Origin of the sequence: Paenibacillus sp. FSL H7-689, from assembly GCF_000517905.1 — a bacterium.
Classification (GTDB): Bacteria; Bacillota; Bacilli; order Paenibacillales; family Paenibacillaceae; genus Paenibacillus; species Paenibacillus amylolyticus.
Genome location: NZ_ASPU01000010.1, coordinates 1 through 20,271, shown reverse-complemented (window position 1 = coordinate 20,271; position 20,271 = coordinate 1). Strand labels below are relative to the sequence as shown.

General features: G+C 49.0%; 13 protein-coding genes and 2 pseudogenes. 12 read left to right on the top strand and 3 right to left on the bottom strand.

The window, feature by feature from the left end:
- Positions 1 to 79: 79 nt before the first annotated feature.
- Both C170_RS06055 and C170_RS06050 read left to right on the top strand, forming a co-directional pair.
- Positions 80 to 736, top strand: a complete 657-nt coding sequence (locus C170_RS06055) for an oxidoreductase (protein WP_370739109.1) — start codon at positions 80 to 82, stop codon at positions 734 to 736.
- Between the two features lie 148 nt (positions 737 to 884).
- A complete protein-coding gene (locus tag C170_RS06050; protein WP_017690870.1) occupies positions 885 to 1,259 on the top strand; it encodes a RidA family protein in 375 nt (124 codons plus the stop codon).
- 112 nt (positions 1,260 to 1,371) lie between these two features.
- Here the strand turns inward: C170_RS06050 and C170_RS06045 are convergent, their stop codons facing one another.
- A complete protein-coding gene (locus C170_RS06045; RefSeq protein ID WP_036607354.1) occupies positions 1,372 to 2,130 on the bottom strand; it encodes a tryptophan-rich sensory protein in 759 nt (252 codons plus the stop codon).
- A gap of 232 nt (positions 2,131 to 2,362) precedes the next feature.
- Between C170_RS06045 and C170_RS06040 the strand changes: the two are divergent.
- Positions 2,363 to 3,324 (top strand): annotated as a pseudogene (locus C170_RS06040) (arsenic resistance protein).
- A gap of 361 nt (positions 3,325 to 3,685) precedes the next feature.
- Here C170_RS06040 and C170_RS06030 read toward each other — a convergent pair.
- Both C170_RS06030 and C170_RS06025 read right to left on the bottom strand, forming a co-directional pair.
- Positions 3,686 to 5,314, bottom strand: a complete 1,629-nt coding sequence (locus C170_RS06030; RefSeq protein ID WP_036607347.1) for a response regulator transcription factor — start codon at positions 5,312 to 5,314, stop codon at positions 3,686 to 3,688.
- A gap of 5 nt (positions 5,315 to 5,319) precedes the next feature.
- Positions 5,320 to 7,149, bottom strand: a complete 1,830-nt coding sequence (locus C170_RS06025; RefSeq protein ID WP_036607344.1) for a cache domain-containing sensor histidine kinase — start codon at positions 7,147 to 7,149, stop codon at positions 5,320 to 5,322.
- 143 nt (positions 7,150 to 7,292) lie between these two features.
- Here C170_RS06025 and C170_RS06020 point away from each other — a divergent pair, with 143 nt between their 5' ends.
- The 9 genes and pseudogenes from C170_RS06020 to C170_RS29970 form a co-directional block, all read left to right on the top strand.
- Positions 7,293 to 8,174: a carbohydrate ABC transporter permease gene (locus C170_RS06020; RefSeq protein WP_036607341.1), complete on the top strand. Its 882-nt coding sequence runs from the start codon at positions 7,293 to 7,295 to the stop codon at positions 8,172 to 8,174.
- A complete protein-coding gene (locus C170_RS06015; RefSeq protein WP_036607337.1) occupies positions 8,174 to 9,010 on the top strand; it encodes a carbohydrate ABC transporter permease in 837 nt (278 codons plus the stop codon). Before C170_RS06020 ends, C170_RS06015 begins: the two co-directional genes overlap by 1 nt.
- An 875-nt stretch (positions 9,011 to 9,885) precedes the next feature.
- Positions 9,886 to 11,184 carry an ABC transporter substrate-binding protein gene (locus C170_RS06010; RefSeq protein WP_036607334.1) on the top strand — a complete coding sequence of 433 codons (1,299 nt, stop codon included), beginning with the start codon at positions 9,886 to 9,888 and terminating at the stop codon, positions 11,182 to 11,184.
- 434 nt (positions 11,185 to 11,618) lie between these two features.
- Positions 11,619 to 12,185 carry a TetR/AcrR family transcriptional regulator gene (locus tag C170_RS06005; protein WP_036607516.1) on the top strand — a complete coding sequence of 189 codons (567 nt, stop codon included), beginning with the start codon at positions 11,619 to 11,621 and terminating at the stop codon, positions 12,183 to 12,185.
- Between the two features lie 60 nt (positions 12,186 to 12,245).
- Positions 12,246 to 14,237 carry an alpha/beta fold hydrolase gene (locus tag C170_RS06000; RefSeq protein WP_051447032.1) on the top strand — a complete coding sequence of 664 codons (1,992 nt, stop codon included), beginning with the start codon at positions 12,246 to 12,248 and terminating at the stop codon, positions 14,235 to 14,237.
- A 93-nt stretch (positions 14,238 to 14,330) separates the two neighbouring features.
- On the top strand, positions 14,331 to 15,278 hold the full coding sequence (locus C170_RS05995; protein WP_036607331.1) for an aminopeptidase: 948 nt from the start codon (positions 14,331 to 14,333) through the stop codon (positions 15,276 to 15,278).
- 612 nt (positions 15,279 to 15,890) lie between these two features.
- On the top strand, positions 15,891 to 16,322 hold the full coding sequence (locus C170_RS05990) for a chemotaxis protein CheW (RefSeq protein ID WP_017690859.1): 432 nt from the start codon (positions 15,891 to 15,893) through the stop codon (positions 16,320 to 16,322).
- Between the two features lie 226 nt (positions 16,323 to 16,548).
- Positions 16,549 to 19,752: a DEAD/DEAH box helicase gene (locus C170_RS05985; RefSeq protein ID WP_036607328.1), complete on the top strand. Its 3,204-nt coding sequence runs from the start codon at positions 16,549 to 16,551 to the stop codon at positions 19,750 to 19,752.
- Between the two features lie 46 nt (positions 19,753 to 19,798).
- Positions 19,799 to 20,271: pseudogene (locus C170_RS29970) on the top strand (hypothetical protein); the annotation flags it as partial.

Genomic DNA, 20,271 nt, shown 5'->3' with positions numbered 1-20,271 from the left:
TGATCATATGTATCTGGTATGACTTCAAAAAAGATGGCGAAGTGGAGGGATGTATTTGAATCGTCTCGAACGGAAAGCCATGGTGATTGGAGCCACCGGGCTTGTAGGCGAATTACTGGTTCATAATCTGCTGGAGCACTCGGCATACAGCCTGGTTCGTGTTCTGGTTAGACGTCCGCTTGAGTTGCAACATCCCAAACTGGAACAGCATGTGGTGGACTGGGAACAGTTGGAGAGCCAAGGCCACTTATTCGATGGAATCGATGACCTGTACTGTTGTTTGGGTACCACGATCAAAAAAGCAGGCAGTCAGGAGAGTTTCCATCAGGTGGATTACCATTACCCGGTTCGTGCAGCAACGATTGCGAAGCAGCATGGAGTATTACAGATGCTTGTGATCTCCTCCATGGGAGCGAGCGCAGGTTCCCGAGTCTTTTACAGTCGGACCAAGGGGGAAATGGAGGATGCATTGTCCGATATCGGTTTTCAGTCATTGCATATCTTCCGCCCGTCCTTAATCCTGGGAGATCGAAACGAGAAGAGATTCGGTGAGCAGATGGCTGCCCATGCGATGAAGCTTCTGGATCGCTGGATGAAAGGCAGAGTGGACAAATACCGGGCGGTCCACGCTGCAACCATTGCACAGGCCATGACGAATATTGCGTTGGTGCAAACCAAGGGAAACCACGTGTATCCCAATGATGTCATTCATGTCCTTGGTGTGGACGGGGGCTAAGAAACCTTTGAACGAGCTGTATGCTTCATGTGGCTAGGGATGGGCGTTTCTCGCTTGAGGTAGATCGTGGTATAATAGGCAACAAAAATGAGTTCGAACCCTGACCCCTTGTGGCAGCAGGATAACGAACATGAAGGAGAACTCGTCCATGAAAAAACCAATCTCTACCGATCAGGCGCCAGGCGCCATTGGTCCATACAGTCAAGCCGTTGATGCGGGCGATTTCATCTACACTTCCGGACAGCTTGGTCTGAATCCCCAAACGGGAGAATTCGGTGCAGATGTACAGGAGCAGACACGTCTGTCTTTGAGCAATGTGAAGGCTATCCTTGAAGCAGCAGGTACAAGTATGGATAAAATCGTGAAAACGACGGTGTTCCTGAAAGACATGAACGACTTCGTTCCTGTGAATGAAGTGTACAGCACGTTCTTCGAACAGCCTTATCCTGCACGTAGTGCAGTGGAAGTGGCTCGTTTGCCAAAAGATGCACTGGTGGAGATTGAGGTAATTGCCCTGAAATAGGACAACCTTCACTCGCGCCGATATACATAAAAAGCCGATTCAGGTCGAATGACCAGAATCGGCTTTTTGCATTTTTGCATTATATTTAAGCGCTATATAGAAGGGGGAAATCTTAATCACGATCCTGATTACGGGCGAAGAACAGCCATACCGCGTAGATGGCCAGTACGATCGCAATGATGATTGCCGTATAATATACGGAAGTGACATCCTTTTGTTTAAGTGCAATGGCGATATACGCCCATGTAAACACAAGTGGGTACACACTGTCCCGATAACGGAAGCTAACGAGTACAGCCAGCACCATACCGACAATCAGCATGATGATCGTCCAAGTCGGTTCGCTGATACCAAAACCATCCCAGCCAATTTTATATAACAGCACCGCTGCATTGACAATGGTTGCCACACTAATCCATCCGAGATAGATGCTGAATGGCAGCTTTACAAGCCAGATCTCAGCAGTGGTCGGAACCGTAATGGCACGTGTTTTTACATACAGCATGATCAGAGACAATAGAAGCAGTACAATGATCAGTAAAGCGAGACCGGTCTGCAAGTTTTGAAAAGCAAAAATCCATGCTACATTGAAGGCACAGCTTGCCAGAAACCAATACCCGAGACGGGTAATCGAATCCCTTTTCCAGGAAGCGGGCACGAACTGATAGATCACGAACCCTGCTAATAGCAGGTAGATCAGACCCCATATAGAGAAGGCATAGCCTGAAGGTGTGAGCAGCACAGGGTACATATCCGATACTTCTTTGTTGGTCTTGCCTCCGATTGGCAGAGCGTTGGAAAGGTAGTTCACGATAATTACAGCGATAAAACCAATGGCGTTTAACCACTTGTACGGATTGTTACGTGACATTGAGTTTCCTCCTTGGTTTAACGAAATGAATGAACCACGGGTCAGTCTACAATGAATATACCCAGTTCTCGTACATTCTAATAACAGCCGCAAAAAATTCACAAGATGACCTTTCAAATTCTTGTGCTTTGCCGCTACGTTGGAATGGTACTCTGTCCCAATGTACGCGAAGCGAAGCAGGAATATGTCCACACGATATTATGTCCCACATGTCCAACGGAGGAGGAGAAGAATGCTTTCGAGAGAAACGATGGAGAAACAGCAGACTTGGTTCTATGTAGTTGCACTGTTCGTAGGAGCAGCGATAGGACTAAGCAGTTCGGCATGGGGGAATATTTTGCACTACACGGTGTCTCCGATACTTGCCATTTTGTTATATAGCATGTTCGTACAGATTCCCTTTTTAAAGTTAAAAGAATCCTGGTCCAACCTGCGATTTATGGGCGCGTTACTGGTAGCTAATTTTATCGTTGTACCTGTAGTCGTATGGTTGCTTACACTGGTCTTTCCACAATCACCTGGCGTTCTGATCGGAGTCTATCTGGTACTGCTAACGCCCTGTATTGATTACGTCATTGTGTTCACGCAGCTCGGCAGGGGCATGAGAAACTGATGCTCGCCGCTACACCTCTTCTGTTTGTTATACAAATGATTCTGTTGCCGGTTTATTTATGGCTATTGATGGGTGCTGAGGTAGCACAGGTCATGCAGGTTGGGCCGTTCGTGGAGGCTTTTCTGTTCCTGATCGTTATTCCACTGCTGCTCGCTGTCGTTACACAAGTCTTCTCAAAAGGTAAAGCGAGCGGGGAGCGTGTCATGAACGCAACGGCATGGCTCCCGGTTCCGATGATGGCACTCGCATTGCTCGTGGTTGTCGCCTCCCAGATTGGCAAAGTCTACAATGATATAGCGATCATCGTGAACGTGATCCCGATCTACGTTGCTTTTATGATCATTATGCCTTGGATATCCCGAATCATTGCTAAGCAGTTTCGATTGAATACAGGTGCGGGGCGGGCGCTGATCTTCAGTTCAGCCACACGGAATTCGCTGGTTGTTCTGCCGTTGGCGCTGGCACTCCCGCCAGAATGGGCAACCATAGCTGCGGCTGTTATCGTTACTCAGACGATGGTGGAGCTTGCAGGGGAGCTAATCTACATTCGGCTTGTACCTGCGGTAATTTTGCGCGATTGATGAGCCGACTAGGACGTGTCTATGTTATGATCTAATATAATGAATAAAACCATTTTTGGTAAATCAAAGGGGGAGATGAGAGTTCTTACTTATCGGAAGATCATGTTCTACCTGGATATTGCACTGGTTCCGTTCGTTGTTGTCTTTTTTCCCATAGCAGCTCATACAACGGGAAATAAAGTTTATTATCTCTACTTGGGTATAGCTGTAGCCGCAATCTTTCGGATCGTATTCTATCTTAGAAAAGAAAGAGCCAACAAATCGTCATGATATAGGCTATTTTCTGTAAAAGTAAAATTAAAAAGAGTACTTCCGATGGGCCATGCCGGGAGTACTCTTTTTAATTCGGATCAGGTACTCGTTACGTACCAGCCTGAAATACAGTTTTACGATATTCCACTGGCGTGATGCCCTCCATTTTTTTGAACACTTTGCTGAAATACTTTTCATCCTGGAATCCAACCATCTCCGAAATTTTGGCGACTCGCAGGGAAGGATTTTGCAGTAGTAGCTTGGCGTTGTTGATCCGCAGTTTGCTCAGATACTCCGACCAGTTCAGACCAAATTGCTGTTTGAATTTGCGGGAGATATACTCCCGGCTCAAGTAGAAACGCGCGGCAATCTGCTGTAAGGACAGGTCCTCCTGATAGTGGGCGTCCATATAACGTGCAATCTCACTCATGGGATCAGGATTGGCGGGGTGATGGGCAGTGAGCGCCTTTCCGGCTGCAAGCAGCCGTTGTTCCAACAAGGAACGAAGCAGGGGGAAAGATAGCAGTCCTTCAGCGTCAAAAGGTAACTCGGCAAAGGGAATAGACTGCTCCTCCGTCACTTCCTCCTCTTTGGATGGCAAACCTGCCGTATCATCAAGCCAGCGGCTCAGCATCCATTCCAGCTCATCGATCCATTGCTGGATCTGCTCAGCACTGACAACCTCAAGATCAGTAATCGGGTCAAGCCACTCGGCAACCGCAGCAGCTACACTGGAAACTCGGCAACTCATGGCTGCCATACGCAGGGGTTCTTCATGGGCGGTTAAACGCCTGATTTTATTTCCATTTGATGATTCCACTGACGCATGAATTCGCTGTTTAATTTGCACAGCGTTACGTCTCCACAGTCTTGAACTTGCTTCCAGATAGGCTGCTGAGATTCCGCCAGGGTAGGACTCACAGGTGGAGATGCCAAAATGAAGCCGGCGCTGAATCGTCTGCTCCAATCCCTGATTAACCTTGTCCAGAATATGTTCCAATGAAGTGGATGGGTCCCAATGCAGCAGAACAATCTCGTCCGGTTGATCCAACTGCCGAAACATTACGCCTTCGTCTGGTGTGGATAACATCTCGGCACAGATATTGAGGACCGAGAACACAAGCAGGTCCGGTTGACTGCGATATTTTGCCAGACAACCTGCATCCAGATGGGACAGGCTGGTGACAGCGACACTACAGACAGGGATAACACTAGGGAGATTCAACTCATCCTGCAATCGCTGCATGTGTGATGGGCTGCTGCCTCTGCCGACGGCAAGTTCGGTGAGCAGACGATCCTGGTAGTGGGGGCGCATTCGATTAACAACAATGGATTGCCTGGTGGATTGTATCCGAATGGCGTCTTCCTCTCCCCAAGCTGTAACGGCCTTTAATAGAGATGCATTCAGCTCATCCGCTTCCACAGGTTTCAGGAGGTAGTCCATGCCACCATGTCTGATTGCATGCCTCACGAGTTCAAAATCATCATATCCACTAATAACGAGCACTTTGCTGTGTGGGGCATGAGCCGATATCCATTCAAGTAATGCCATACCGTCCTTGCCCGGCATACGCATGTCACTGAGTATGATTTGAGGTTGATGTGCCGTGATGGCGGCGATGGCTTCATCCCCGTCTGCCGCTTCGATTAACGTATCAATGCCAAACTCTTCCCAATGACCAAGCAACCTTATGGCATCGCGGACATGTTTTTCATCATCTACAAGCAGTGCCTTCATGTTGTTCACTCTCCCGCGTATAGTTTAACCCTGATCTTTACACCATTGGGTTCCCGATTGTTGATCTCAAGCCTGGCTGAGTGACCGGGATGTGAGTTCAATTGAAGTCGGCGTATTACATTTCGTAGACCGATGGATTCAGACTCGTCGGATTCTTGTGTAGATAACCCGGTTGTTGTATGACTTGGATGCAGCCATCCTCGGATCTCCAGTAATTTTTCTTCAGGTATGGATGGGCCGTTATTATTCAGTTCTATTTCAATCCAATGATCGTTGATCCGGCGGCTGGATAGGGATATGTGACCTTTGCCAGGCTGAATATCTGCTCCATGTTTAAAGTAGTTCTCAATTAAAGGTTGTAACGTCATTCTTGGCATTTCGACAGATAGCGTATCTTCGGCAAAATTCAAATCCACCTCAAGGCGGTCACCAAACCGCTCCTGCTGCAGTTCCAGATATAACCGGGCATGCTCCGCCTCTTCGCGTAAGGTCACGGAGGTCTGATCCCGCATGCTGTAGCGCAGCATTTTGGACAGGGAAGTGAGTAGTATATACGCCCGTTGTCCTTGCTGTTGAAGGGCAAGTGTACCGATCGATTGCAGTGTATTATAAAGAAAATGCGGATGAATCTGCGCTTGCAACGCTTTGAGCTGATTTGTTTTATTGGCGATTTCGAGTCGATATTCCCGCAAAATAAGATTATTTACCGTATCCATCATATCTCGGAAATGACGAGCGAGCACCCCGAATTCATCTCGGCTGGATAGATGGATATCCACGTGCAGACGCCCGGCTTGGATTTGGTTCATATATCGCATGAGTTGCTTGAGTGGACCGGTGATTCGGATGGAGATGAACAAGGTTGCAACAATGACCAATACAAGTGCCGCAATGGCAATCATCGCGTTGTTCCACGTGAGTGTGGTGGCTCTTGCATATAAGGTCTCATTCGGAATCTGTTTGACAATGGTCCAGTCGGCGTACGTGCTGCCAAGCTGCTGGTATACATACATGGAACGATCCTGTTCAAAATGTCCTGCGACATTCTGGGCTGTACCAGCGCCAGTTCGCGCGATATTCAGTTCACTGGCCGTTTCCTCTCGCAGTGCATCCGTATGATTGGCCTCGGAACGTCCCTGGTAAATGATCTGATTCTGACCATCCACCACATAGATCTGTTCCTTAGCCGGATCATACAACCTGCCGGTTATCGCTGCAATGGTATTCATATTCAGATCAATGGCGAGTACACCCAGACGCTCGGTGGACGGAATATCCTTGATCACCCGATGCAGGGTAATGACTGTTCTTGCAGGGTCATCGGGGGAGGCGGCCTTGAATCCGTACGTGTGACTCATGTGGGCCGATTCCACCCAAATATCAGGGCTGTCACCGCCTGTTTTTCCATGAAGCGAGCCGGAATAGGCCTGTTTTCGTTCCTCCCGCTTCGGAAAGGGATTTGTAATTAAGGTGGATTGATTAGCGGCAAAAGAGTGCAAATACAGCTGGAATACATCCGGCACAGCCGCGCGTATTGTCTGCAAAGTGGTGTACACCTCGGCAACCGCACGATAATCCCCAGGAATTTTTGCCAAGTTACGCAGAAAGTTCGGGTCGTTATACACAGCGAGCGACGCTCTGGCCACGTTATCCACATAGTTATTGAGATTGGTGGACGCTTGGTAGATCAGGCGTTTGTTCTCTTCCACGGCCTGTTCCCGTAGGGCCGTTTTGGTCTGGATAAACGTCATGCTGATCGACGCGAGCAGCGGAAGGGTGGTAGCAATGAGCATAAAGGCAATCAATTTGGTGCGTATACTGTAGAATTTGGACATCGGAACACCCCTTCTGGTTGCAGGTTAAGAGAGGACAATATTTTACCCCCAACTGTTCACAAGGGTCGGTGTTTCCCTCGGCGATAATGGGGTTTAATAGAAAAAGAGACCAATTTCATCCATCTATAGAAGGGGAGAACGATATGAAGCATCGCAAATCTTCACAGCTGTTACAGCAGCTAGTGTTCGTGGGTCCCTCCATCGTGTTTTTTATTCTCATCATCGTGGTCCCTTTCCTGCTTGGCATGGTGTATTCCTTTACGGATTGGAACGGGGTATCCGAGAACATTAATTGGGTAGGGTTTGATAACTTCGTGCATGTTTTTGCGAATGATCCCAAGTTCCAAACGGCGTTTTGGTTTACGGTGCGCTTCACCGTGGTTGGTGTGGTACTGACCAATGTGATTGGTTTTTTCCTGGCGTATTTCCTGACCAAACCGCTCAAGACGAGAAACATTCTGCGTACGATCTTTTTTATGCCTAACGTGATCGGTGGGTTGTTGCTCGGCTTTATCTGGCAGTTCATATTTGTGAAAGGGTTTTCAGCAGTAGGCGATGTAACCGGCTGGTCCTTCTTCAACCTTCCTTGGCTGGGAGACGAACCAACCGCCTTCTGGGGAATCGTGATTGTGTTTGTATGGCAGACCGCAGGATATCTGATGGTTATCTACATCTCATCTCTGACAAATGTATCCCCTGATCTGCTGGAAGCCGCCGAGATTGATGGCGCAAGTCGCTGGCAGGTACTGCGGAGCATCATTCTTCCGCTCATTATGCCAGGTGTAACGATCTGTCTGTTCCTGGCGATCTCCTGGTCGTTCAAAATGTTCGATCTCAATCTGTCACTGACCAAAGGTGGACCGTTCGGATCGACAGAGTCGGTTGCACTTAATATTTACAATGAAGCCTTTGTGAATAACAGATATGGCATCGGAACCGCCAAAGCGCTCGTGTTCTTCGTAATCGTTGCCATCATCACCATGATTCAGGTACGTCTGACGAAGAGCAAGGAGGTAGAAGCCTAATGGAGACGACGAAAAATTACCGCTTCAGTACCATTGTAACCGAGATTGTCATGGTACTCCTTGGACTTTTATTCCTGGTTCCGTTTTACTTCCTGTTCGTGAATTCGGTCAAAACCTTCGGTGATCTACTCACCAATTCGGCTGCATGGCCGGAAGTATTTCAGTGGGGCAATTATGCTAACGCTTGGGAGAAAATTAACTTCCCGTCCGCGCTGATGAACTCGCTTATCGTTACTGTGGTCAGCAATCTGTTGCTTGTGCTGATCAGTTCCATGGCCGCGTACCGAATGGTCCGCAGCGATACCCGGTTCAACCGTATTTTGTTCGGCATGTTCATTGCCGCGATGGTGATTCCGTTCCAGTCTATCATGATTCCACTCGTTACTGTAACCAGTAATCTGGGATTGATCGACAGCCTTGGCGGCCTCATTATCTGTTATCTCGGTTTCGGGGCACCGATGTCTGTCTTCCTGTTCCACGGATTCGTAAAATCCGTCCCACTGGAGATTGAGGAAGCGGCTCGTGTGGATGGAAGCTCGGTCTACGGAGTGTTCTTCCGTATCGTATTTCCGCTCATGAAACCGATGTATGTAACCGTCATCATTCTGAACACACTCTGGATCTGGAATGATTATCTGCTTCCATCCCTGATCCTGCAAAGCTCCAACCTGCGTACGATCCCAATTGCGACCTTTGCGCTCTTCGGTCAGTACACGAAGCAATGGGATCTGGCTTTGCCAGCACTTGTACTTGGCATTATGCCGATCATTATCTTCTTCCTGCTGATGCAGAAGTACATCATTCAGGGGATTACGGCTGGATCAGTTAAAGGGTGAGTGCGAGGGCAGGGTCGCTGTGGCGGAGTGCGAGTGCAGGTCGCTGGCGGGCTCAAGTTGCGTTTTCGGTCGCTGTTGCTCCTCGGTGGCCTGAATGTATTAGGGCAAGGAAGCCACCGAGTATCAAAGGCGAACGCTCCGCTCCTCCATCGCATACTGATCCCTTTGCTCCCACCTCGCATGGAGGTGTGCAAAGGGAGTCATGCCCGCATAGCTTGGGCATGACTCCTGGGGAAGGGAAAGCGTCGATAAAGAGAAAAGACCAAGAATGAAATGATTTAAGACCAGGTTCGATAAGGCAGAAGGTGAGTGTATAAGGGCAGGGTCGCTGCGGGATCAAGTTGCGCTTTCGGTCGCTGTTGCTCCTCGGTGGCCTGAATGTATTAGGGCAAGGAAGCCACCGAGTATCAAAGGCGAACGCTCCGCTCCTACATCGCATCCTGATCCCTTTGCTCCCACCTCGCATGGAGGTGTGCAAAGGGAGCCATGCCCGTATAGCTTGGGCATGACTCCTGGGGAGGTTCGAATAGCTTGGGCATTCCTTCTAGGAGAAAAGATATACTCTGATCGAAGCGCTAACGAATCCACCGCATCTTAATAGGTGGATAATCAAGGAATACAAATTGTAACGAATCTCTGAAACGTTATTCGGTTACAAAACAGCGTCAGAGCCCTAAAAATTGACTAAATCGACGAAATAACGTCGCTGTGATTCGTTAAAATTGGAACCTGTGCAAATAGGTGCGAATAACGTGCGCTCGGTTCGTTAGAATGAAAACACGCTTCAAGGGGAGGTTATTCTGTCATCGGAGTGCCAGTGTAAATATTCATTAGTGGAACGGTTATACTGAAACTACTATAGGGAGAGTGTATGTATGAAAAGAATGACAAAGTTGACGTTGCTTATGTTGATTGCTTTTTCGGTAATGCTTGCGGGCTGTGGCAATGGAGATAAGAGTGGCAGTCCGGTCAACACGGATGCTCAAGGTGGTGGCGAGGCTGCTGCTGGAGATAAAACCATTAAAATCTTCCAATTCAAAGTCGAAATTGCGGAAGCGCTCAATCGTCTCAAAGCGGAATATGAATCCTCCCATCCAGGTGTCAAACTGGACATTCAAACCGTAGGTGGCGGTAGTGACTACGGTGCTGCATTAAAAGCCAAGTTTGCGGCTGGCGAACAACCGGATATTTTCAACGTAGGTGGTTATCGTGAATTGGATACATGGCTTGAATATCTGGAAGATCTTTCTGGAGAATCATGGGCCAAGGATGCACTCGAAGTAGCCAAAGAGCCAATGACCAAAGACGGCAAGCTCTATGGACAGCCGCTCGCGTTGGAGGGTTACGGTTTCATTTATAACAAAGACCTCTTCCAAAAAGCAGGTATTACCGAAATTCCAACGACACTGGAACAATTGGATCAAGCTGCACAGAAACTTCAAGCCGCAGGCATTACCCCATTCTCTAATGGATATCAAGAGTGGTGGGTGCTGGGCAATCATAACGTAAACGTCGCATTTGCAAATCAGGCAGATCCGGTGAAATTCATCCAAGGACTCAACGAAAGTACGGAGAAGATTCCTGGCAACCAAGTGTTCGCCGACTGGATCAACTTGCTCGACTTAACGCTGAAATACAGCAACAAAAACCCGCTGACAACCGACTACAATACGCAAGTTACGTTGTTTGCGAGTGGAGAAGCAGCGATGATGCAACAAGGAAACTGGACTCAAGTACAGATCGATGGAATCGATCCAGATCTGAATCTGGGTATCCTCCCAATGCCAATTAACAATGAACCCAATGACAAATTGTTTGTCGGCGTGCCGAACTATTGGGTTGTGAACAAGAATTCCCAAGTGAAACCGGAAGCAAAAGAGTTTTTGGAATGGCTCGTAACTTCGGATATCGGGAAACAATACATGACAAAAGAATTCAAATTCATTCCGGCGTTCAGTTCCATCACGGCATCCGAAGAGGATCTGGGTGACCTCGCCACAGAGATCATGAAGTATAGCCAGGAAAATAAAACACTTAGCTGGAACTTCAACCGTTTCCCTGAAGGGGTTCCACAAGAGTATGGCAGCACAATTCAGGCTTACGTTGCAGGCAAATCGGATAAAGCCGGATTGCTCGACGCATTGCAACAGAACTGGGATAGTCTGAAAAAATAATCCGGATCATGGACGGTATCCACAGGTTACCAAAAACGGTTCAGAAATTTTTGGATAGAAAAGTTAGTCTATTAGATAAATAAGTCAATTGGAAACAGGTTTGCCAGAAATCTTATTCTGGTTGGCCTGTTTTTGTTTTTCCGAGGAGCCAATAACGCTCTCTGAAAAGTTCAAAGTCACCTATATTCCTGAAATGTGGATAACCCGAGAGTAATTTAAAAATCTCATGACGTATTTAACACAGAGTTAATACTATATGTGGATATCCTGTGTGTATAACACTCTAAATGTGGACAAGTATGGAGTAGTTGGAGTGGGAGGTCCTCTTTTGTTAACAGAAATACTTGTTTTCAACTGACTAGTACTGTATAGTACTAAATATGACAAATTCAAAAATGAATACGGGACCCGCCAAATCCAAAAGTTCCAATCCGGTGAACCGGACCAAGGCAGTTGAAGTGGCGGCACAATTATTTCTGCGTCAGGGGTACAGCTACGTCAGCATGGATGAAGTCGTGCGAGTGAGTGGGGTATCCAAGTCAAATATTTATTATCATTTTAAAAACAAGGAGGAACTGCTTCAGGCCGTGGTACAATACTGGATTGCCCAGTATGAGTCGGAGCTGTATCTGCTGCTCAGTCAGCGTGAGCGAGGAGTGGAGGAGCGTATCTACTCGTTTATGGCATTGCTGTCGGCAGGTATTGAGGGCCGTAATTACGAAGGGAGCTGTCCTTTTGTTACGTTATATATGCAGACACCGGACAGTGCACCCCAAGTGAAGGAAAGCATATCCAGATTCTTTCGTGAGCTTAGACCGATGGTGGAGAAGTTGTTTCAGCAAGGTTTGGATCGCGGTGAATTTCGCAAAGAGATCGAGCCGGGACCGGCTGCGTTGTTGTTTATTGCAGCACTGGAAGGTTCGCTAATCCTAGCGGGAACTGCCCGTGATGTTGGGATTATAGAACAATCGGCACGTACGTTTTGTCAGATGCTTCGTTAATCGAAGCTCTTTTTTTGAATATAACTAGTACTGTATGGTACTAAAAGGAGCCGAAACAGAATGGTTGTACATACTAACCGTGTATCCAATGAAGAAAACACAGCAGCAAATTCAACAAACATGAATCAGGTAATAAGCAAGTCTGATATTGCAGCCAAGACCATTTTTATGACAGGTAGTACAGGTTTTATTGGCAAAGAAACGGTCAAACAACTCACGCAGGGAGACGCACAATTGCTCTTGCTGGTTCGTTCGGAACAGCGAGCCAGAACTGTGCTGAAGGCTTATGGAGTGAAGGATTTCGAACGGATTACCTTTATTACAGGTGATTTGTCCATTTCGGGTCTTGGCCTTACCGCAGCGGGTCGGGAGCGTGCTCTTGAAGCAAATGTGATCATTCATGCGGGAGGAACGATGGACGTCACTTTGGAACGAAAAGTAGCCGAGCAGATATTCATGAACGGGGCCAGAGAACTGGCACAGCTAGCACAGGAAATCCATCGTACTCATGGATTGAGACACTTTATCCACGTTGTTGGTTATATGAGTCCTTATGGAGAACGGAATGAACAGGGGAATTATCTACAGGTTGAGCATGTGGATAACAATGAAAGTGCATATGAAGAGATGAAGTTCCATGCCGATCTGCATATTCGCGAGCATGCAGAACAGCATCGCTATCCCTTATCCGTTGTAAATCCGAGTACAGTGGTTGGGCCACGTCCCACCGGTGAAACCGAGCAAACGGGTGGGATTGGACTGCTCATTCAGGCGATTCAGAAAGGACTTATGCCGGTAGTGCCGGGAGGTTCATCCTATTGGTTACCGCTTGTGGAGAATGACATTGTTGCAGAGACACTAGTTTTTCTATCCAGGGAAGCTGCTCCAGTCGGAGGAACTTATCCGCTATTGGCGCGGAGGGAAGACAGTCCCAATATGAAGGAACTGCTGCAACTCTTGGCGCAGCAATTGGACGTACCCAAGCCCAAAGGGGCTGTGCCATTACCGTGGATTCAATGGATCATGAAATCAGGTGGTTCACGCATCAGTGGTGTTCCAGCGGAGTCGGTTGCTTTTATTACCAACAGGTCATTCCCGGTTGAAGAGACGGAGGCTCTGTTCACACGTATGGGGCAATCCTGGCCGGACATCCGGGAACAGCTTCCGCTGGTTACAGCCGATCTGGACTATCGTTTTCGGTATACGCCGTTACCTGAGGGTTTTCCGACAGATTATATTCGGTCTCGAAGTGGAAATATGGCTATGCTTGGTTGGGAGGGTGAGGGAGAGCCTTGGATTATTGTACATGGTTTGCTTCAATCTGCGGATGAGATGTTACCTTTAGGAAAACAGCTTAGGGACCGGACCGGGAACCCGGTATGGTTAATCGATCTCGCTGGATTCGGACGGTCCCCGGTACATCAGGGGGATGAAGCGTTTGAAGGTCAGGTGGATGCACTGCTTACGGCTCTTGGTGAGTTTGAGGGTCCGGTGAAGCTGGTTGGTCATTCGATCGGGGCTGCTATTGTAGCTGCGGCACAGATGCGTAGCGGGCGGACAGACATTCGACTGGGGTTGCTCCAGCCAGTTGCCAACAATTCAAATCCGAATGTCCTAAGATGGGTTTCCCGTTTACCAAGAGGGGTGATACGCTCCCTGCTGCGTGGCAGATCGGAGAAAAGTTGGAATCAAATGTTCAGTTCACATAGCGGCGTAGGCGACAGCAGTGTTATGGCCGAGGCCATGGGCAAGAGAATACGCTCCAGTCTCCAGTCCCCTCGTATTGCAGGAGCACATGCAGACTTGTTGCGCTGGATCCACTCGGGTCAGAGGAAAGGCGCCAGATCAACGTTGTGGGCGAAAATGGAAAGTCAGCATTATGTCAAGAATGTATTAGTTGTGTGGGCCAATCAAGATCAGGAATATCACTATCCCCAAGATATGAACTCACAGGTCAAACGGATAGATGTCCCCTATGGACATTACTTTCCGACGTTTCGGTATAAGGAAACAGCTGCAATCCTCGCCGAATGGGCCGATACCTTGAGGTGAGTTCAGGTTTGAACATGCAGGAATCCCGTGCCAATTGTCGAAAGGGTCAAGTCGACTTTTGAGAGCTGAACCAAAGACAGGAGAGATGAATGTATGAGCAAGCAACGTGTGGAAATCAGTAAAAATGTGCTAACGGAATGTCTCGGACTGCGCAGCGGAGAGAATCTGGTGGTTGTCGCAGACGATATGAAACGGGATCTGGCTGAATCCATCTATGAGGCAGGCAAAGCACTTGGTGCAGAGTCGGTCCTGTTAATCATGGAGGAACGCAGCAGATCTGGAGAAGAGCCACCGGCGCCGATTGCAGAGGCCATGATTCGAGCAGATGTAGCCGTGTGTGTAACGAAATATTCATTAACACATACCCAAGCACGCAAAAAAGCCGCTGCTTCAGGGACCCGAGTGGCAACCATGCCTGGCATGACAGAGGATATGTTTATGAACGGAGCCATTACAGCTGAATATTCGCAAGTAAAGGCGTTGACCGAGAAGGTAACGGCTCTATTAACCGCAGGTCGCCATGTGCGAATAGAGAAGCAGGGCCATAGTCTTTCCTTTTCCATTGAAGATCGTAACGGTGTACCAAGCACAGGTATGTATTTGAACCCTGGTGAATCGGGCAACTTGCCGTCAGGAGAAGCTTATATTGCTCCCGTTGAGGGCAAGGGTGAGGGCAGTATTGTTGTAGATGGTTCCGTTGCTGGAATTGGGGCACTCCGTGAACCGATGTTATTGACCGTTAGTGAAGGACGGTTGGTGTCAGCTAAAGGACCTGATGGGGCTCAATTACTGGAAACGCTGGGTGAGGGGGATGGTCGTTTTCTCGGCGAATTCGGGATCGGTACCAATAACAAGGCACGAATCACGGGTGTGGTGCTGGAAGATGAGAAGGTGTACGGCACAATTCATGTGGCCTTTGGCAGCAATAACACTTTTGGTGGAACGATTGCTGCAGGTGTTCATATTGATGCAGTTGTACAAAAGCCGGACGTGTACATCGATGACAAGCTGATCATGCGTCAGGGTGAATTGGTACAATAACTACAGCGAAGGAAATTGGGCATGTCCACAACGTGTCCACAGTAATGGATAACTGAAGCGGAAATTCGGATTTTACGTCAGATTTACAAACAAATACACAACATGTCCACATTAAATTAATGAATATCCACATGAAACGCTAAAGATATCCACAGCATGTGTGCAATATGTGCACAACTTATCCACAAATCAGGTATAACTCGTGTTTTCATCCGATAAAACAGTCGTTTTGGAGTAACGAAACAAGTTATCCACAGGAATATCGCTTTTTTGTTCCAAGTATTTGAAAACATAGAAACAGATCCATAATATATGGGGATAAAAAAGACCAAAAATCGGCATAAAGCTGATCTTTGGTCTTTTTTTGAATATAATTTTTCAATCCGATGTCAGGTTACTTACGCTCAATATTAAAACGACTGATTTCCACCACCCTCCACAGCAGGGCAAATGAGCAGAGCGGAGACAGCAACCGTAATGCAACGTCTGTTGAAGTTGGCAAAATTGATCTGAAGCCTAAACATTTGGTCAAAAATAACCGATACACCAAAGTAACATCTAATGGGACGAAAGTAGTCTGATTATACGGAATGAGAGGATATGGGGATAACTATGGACGAGGGAATGCAATATATTAATTTTTCGGTAGGAGACCAGATCTTTGCACTACGAATTGATGAAGTTCATGAGATCATCAGAATGGTGCAGGTGACAACAGTTCCATTTGGAAGCCCGGAGATCCGAGGTTTTGCTTCGCTGTACGGTAAGGTCGTTTCGGTGGTGAGTCTTCGTGTATTGTTAGGCATGCCAGACCAGGAGGATACCTCTTCTACACGTATTATTGTGGTGCCTTACAAAGGTGGATTTGTACCGCTGATCGTAGATATGGTCGATTCTGTCGTAAGTTACGATCGTTTCGAGGAACCAGCTGAGGAACACCGTCGTTTCATGCTTGGCGTTTTTGACAAAATCGGGTTCTGTGAAGATCATCGTGCAGGTATTTTGAACCTCGATGTATTACTGGGCAGCTTGATCAGATCATAGGAGTATAACGATCCGTAATTCTTTCAATATTAGTATTATCCTTCGGTTTACCCAAATGTTCCTCATCCGCTTTTAGGGTGAAGGGACATTTTTTTGTGCCTCTAGGGCGTTTTCAGACACGCCCTAACCATCGAAATAACCACTTTTTATGGGCAAAGGTTTTTAAATCCGGTCATTTTCGTATATGATGGAGAGTAACAATGCGAAGGGATGACGGGAGACTTTAATGATGCAATCGCTGTATGGAGTATGGCTTGGTGACGTATTTTTTTGTTTTTCCGGTGAAACATCGGAACCACGTGTGGATGCATGGAGCCACGTGGTAAGAAGGTTGAATTTTGGCGACGGGGGTCGTCTGTTTCAGCCTGCCGCTCTGCGTCTTGCGGAGCTGCGCTGGCCGAATCCGCTAAGGAACACGGCTGAAGCGAAGAACACGAAGCGGCGTCAACTGCTGGGACGCACATTGGAAGGATTGGCAGTCTCGCCTAAGGATGCCTTCAGGCTGCTGCTGCAATGGGATGACCGTTTGTTAAATGCAGCCGGAATTCAGGTTGGAGAAGAGATGCGTTACTGGATCAAGGCGGCGCAGTTCACACAGGAGCTGCTGTTGCGGGGAGCAATTGCTCCATCGGCTGAATTCGCAGCAAAGACCGGAGCACGGCGACGGACCGGACAAGAGACATTAACAGGTGTATGGCGGCCACGCTTGCAGCAGGAGGAGGACATCGAACGCTTCCGCGATCTTGCTGAAGCGATGCCTCCGATTGGATTGGCTGCTCATGGAGCCTATGCTTCATTGGAACCGGAAACGCGTGAAGAAGCAGGGGCTGCGGTATTATTTTCATTCATGAGTGGCATGATTCATGCTGTGGTGACAAGTGAACTAGAGGGCATGGACAGTGAACTATCCCGTTACCGCACCCCATATCGACGCGGATCTTCGCCAGTAGCCGAACTCTGGTGGAACAGTCTGATCTCGATGTTCCGTCCTGTGACGGTGCAAGGGCCGACGGACGATATGACAGCGTTTATTCATACGCTGCAAGAAGTTGGTGGAACGTCAATGCCAATCGTGGGAGCAGAAGAGATGGCGCCTGCTGAAGGCCAATTGAAGCTGGTGCTCCGCTTGGAGCCTCCACTGGGCGAACATGAAACGATATGGGGAATAAGCTTTTGGGTGGACAGTGAGCAGGAACCAAGCCTGAGGTTGCCTGCACGGACCATCTGGGCACATCCGGAGCGAGATCTGGACCGAGGTAAGGTGTTATATACCTCGGCGGCAGAGCAATTATTGATGGCACTCGGGCAAGCAGCAGAACTGGCACCTGAATTGGAGACGGCGCTGCTTACCGCTCGCCCAGAGGAAATTAAGCTGGAGCAGCAGGGTTTCTTCGAATTTCTCACGCATGCAGTTCCACGTTTGCAGAAGGCTGGGATAACCGTTCTCATGCCTTCAAGGTGGAGTCGTGCCGGGAAACGTCGTGCGGGACTGCGTCTGCAGATGTTGAATCGGGGAACAGAGCGGTTGCCTGGAGCCACATCGGCACTGGGCATGGAACAATTGGTTGCTTTCAAAGCGGAGCCTATGCTGGATGGTAAACCGGTCACGGCGGAGGAACTGGCGGCATTGGCTGAATCCACAGTTCCGTATGTCATGTTCCGTGGTGAATGGATTGAAGTGGATACAAAAGAGATTCGCCAAGTCCTGCGTTATATGAAAAAAGAAGAAGAACAATACATGCCTCTCTCGGAATGGCTGCATCTGGCAGCGGATGAAGGGGAGGATTCCGCATGGAAGGGTCTTTCCGTCTTTGGTGCCGAATCTGATGGGATGCTTGCTTTCCTGCTCGATGGACAGGTGCTTCGTAGCATTGAGCCTCGTCAGGTTCCGGCAGAATTGCATGGTGAACTAAGACCTTATCAGGAACGAGGCTACCAATGGTTATCCGCCATGCGCGAGTTGGGCTTTGGCGTATGTCTCGCGGACGATATGGGACTTGGGAAGACGATTCAGGTAATTACTTGTCTGCTGGACCGCAAACACGAGGAACGCCAGGCGGCTGAAGAGGAAGCCCGCGAGAATGAGCTGCTGAATGGATCAGATGATTCTTTCCCGGCGGATCAGCACACGAATGAGCAGCCTGTTCATCTGCCTGCACTTATTGTGTGCCCTACCTCGCTGCTTGGAAACTGGCAGCGTGAGCTGAAGCGGTTTGCTCCGGATCTGTCGCTATATATTCATCATGGCGGACAACGGTTGCACGGGAATGATTTTCAGGCAGAAGCGCAGACGCATGACATTGTACTGACGACCTATCATCTGGCAGGCAGAGATGGCCCGGATCTGGCTTCGTTGCACTGGTCCACCATTGTGCTGGATGAGGCACAATATATTAAGAACTACCGTACCAAACAAGCGCAAAGCGTAATGCGCTTGTCTACACTTCATCGTATTGCGATGACGGGAACGCCTGTAGAGAACCGGCTGAGCGAACTTTGGTCAATTTTCCAGTTTCTCAATCCGGGGTATCTGGGCACAGCTTCATCGTTCCGCCAGCGTTATACGGGACTGGGGCCATCCGAAGAAAATGCAGCATCCTTGCGTGAGCTTCATCGACTGGTATCTCCATTCATGCTGCGCAGGCTGAAAAGTGACCCGGATATTCGCAAGGATCTGCCAGAGAAGCTTGAACTGAAATCCTATTGTTCTCTTACGCCGGAGCAGACGGTGTTGTACCAGCGTGTGGTGGATGATCTGATGGGTGGTCTGGACGGCAGAAATGGCATTGCCCGCAAAGGGATTGTTCTGTCCTCCCTGACCAAGCTCAAGCAGATCTGTGATCATCCGGTGCTGGCGGACAGTAATCGGAAAGATCACGGCAAGGCTGAGGCATCTGGTAAGATGGAAAGATTGCTTGAACTGCTGGACGCCATCCGTGATAACGGGGAATCGGCTCTGATCTTCACGCAGTATGTTGCTATGGGAGATCTGCTGGTATCGAGGTTGAAACAGCGATATGAGGAAGAACCGTATTTCCTGCATGGCGGTGTGTCGAAGGCGCAAAGAGATGATATGGTGGAGACTTTCCAAAAAGGAGAGGGGCCGTCCATGTTTGTTCTATCTCTTCGTGCCGGAGGTGTGGGTCTGAATCTGACACGGGCGAGTCATGTCGTTCACTATGATCGGTGGTGGAATCCCGCAGTTGAGAATCAGGCAACGGACCGTGTATTCCGAATCGGGCAGAATCGCAATGTGCAGGTGCATAAGTTGATCTGTCAGGGAACACTGGAGGAACGGATTGATGAGCTGATCGAAAGCAAGAAGGCACTCTCCGAGCAGGTCGTCGGTTCAGGTGAGAACTGGCTGACAGAGATGTCGGATGATGAGCTGCGTGGCCTAATCTCACTTCAGGGTGAGACGTGGCTGTGACCTTGAACATTCAGAGGAATATAGATGTTGAGAAAGGGGGATTGTTGTGAGCGAAAAATGGAAGATCGAGCTGCATATGTCCCCCGGTGGATGGACAGCAGAAGTCAATACAGCAGCGGATGCGGATCAGGAAGTTTCCGTTTCCGCTTCCGTTGCTGAGGGCAAGACCGGATCAGCCGCAGGCATGTTCACGGTCACGGGAACGCCGGCGCGACTGAGCGAGGCCCAGCGCGAGGCTGTACTGGCTCAGCTGCGCAAGCGCCCGCTGACGCTGTACGCCCTGCTGCGCGGCGGCCCGGCGCCCGAGGAGCTTGCCGGGCTGCTGCCGGCTACGCAAGCGCCCGATGGCTCGCCAGGCGCAGTAACGGCCAGCGCGGCCGTGGCGTGCACCTGCGGCCGCCCGGGCTGCGCGCATGCCGCGGCCGCTGAGCGCGCCGTAGCCGCGCGCCTCGCGGCCGAGCCGCTGCTGCAGCTGGCGCACGCCGGCCTGCCGCGCGAAGCGCTGCTCGCCGGCGTGCT

What these genes read in the sequence shown, in the direction of transcription:
- C170_RS06055 (WP_370739109.1), top strand. Translation starts at nt 80, where the DNA reads ATGGTGATTGGAGCCACCGGGCTTGTAGGCGAATTACTGGTTCATAAT.
- C170_RS06050 (WP_017690870.1), top strand. Translation starts at nt 885, where the DNA reads ATGAAAAAACCAATCTCTACCGATCAGGCGCCAGGCGCCATTGGTCCA.
- C170_RS06045 (WP_036607354.1), bottom strand. Translation starts at nt 2,130, where the DNA reads ATGTCACGTAACAATCCGTACAAGTGGTTAAACGCCATTGGTTTTATC.
- C170_RS06030 (WP_036607347.1), bottom strand. Translation starts at nt 5,314, where the DNA reads ATGAAGGCACTGCTTGTAGATGATGAAAAACATGTCCGCGATGCCATA.
- C170_RS06025 (WP_036607344.1), bottom strand. Translation starts at nt 7,149, where the DNA reads ATGTCCAAATTCTACAGTATACGCACCAAATTGATTGCCTTTATGCTC.
- C170_RS06020 (WP_036607341.1), top strand. Translation starts at nt 7,293, where the DNA reads ATGAAGCATCGCAAATCTTCACAGCTGTTACAGCAGCTAGTGTTCGTG.
- C170_RS06015 (WP_036607337.1), top strand. Translation starts at nt 8,174, where the DNA reads ATGGAGACGACGAAAAATTACCGCTTCAGTACCATTGTAACCGAGATT.
- C170_RS06010 (WP_036607334.1), top strand. Translation starts at nt 9,886, where the DNA reads ATGAAAAGAATGACAAAGTTGACGTTGCTTATGTTGATTGCTTTTTCG.
- C170_RS06000 (WP_051447032.1), top strand. Translation starts at nt 12,246, where the DNA reads ATGGTTGTACATACTAACCGTGTATCCAATGAAGAAAACACAGCAGCA.
- C170_RS05995 (WP_036607331.1), top strand. Translation starts at nt 14,331, where the DNA reads ATGAGCAAGCAACGTGTGGAAATCAGTAAAAATGTGCTAACGGAATGT.
- C170_RS05990 (WP_017690859.1), top strand. Translation starts at nt 15,891, where the DNA reads ATGGACGAGGGAATGCAATATATTAATTTTTCGGTAGGAGACCAGATC.
- C170_RS05985 (WP_036607328.1), top strand. Translation starts at nt 16,549, where the DNA reads ATGATGCAATCGCTGTATGGAGTATGGCTTGGTGACGTATTTTTTTGT.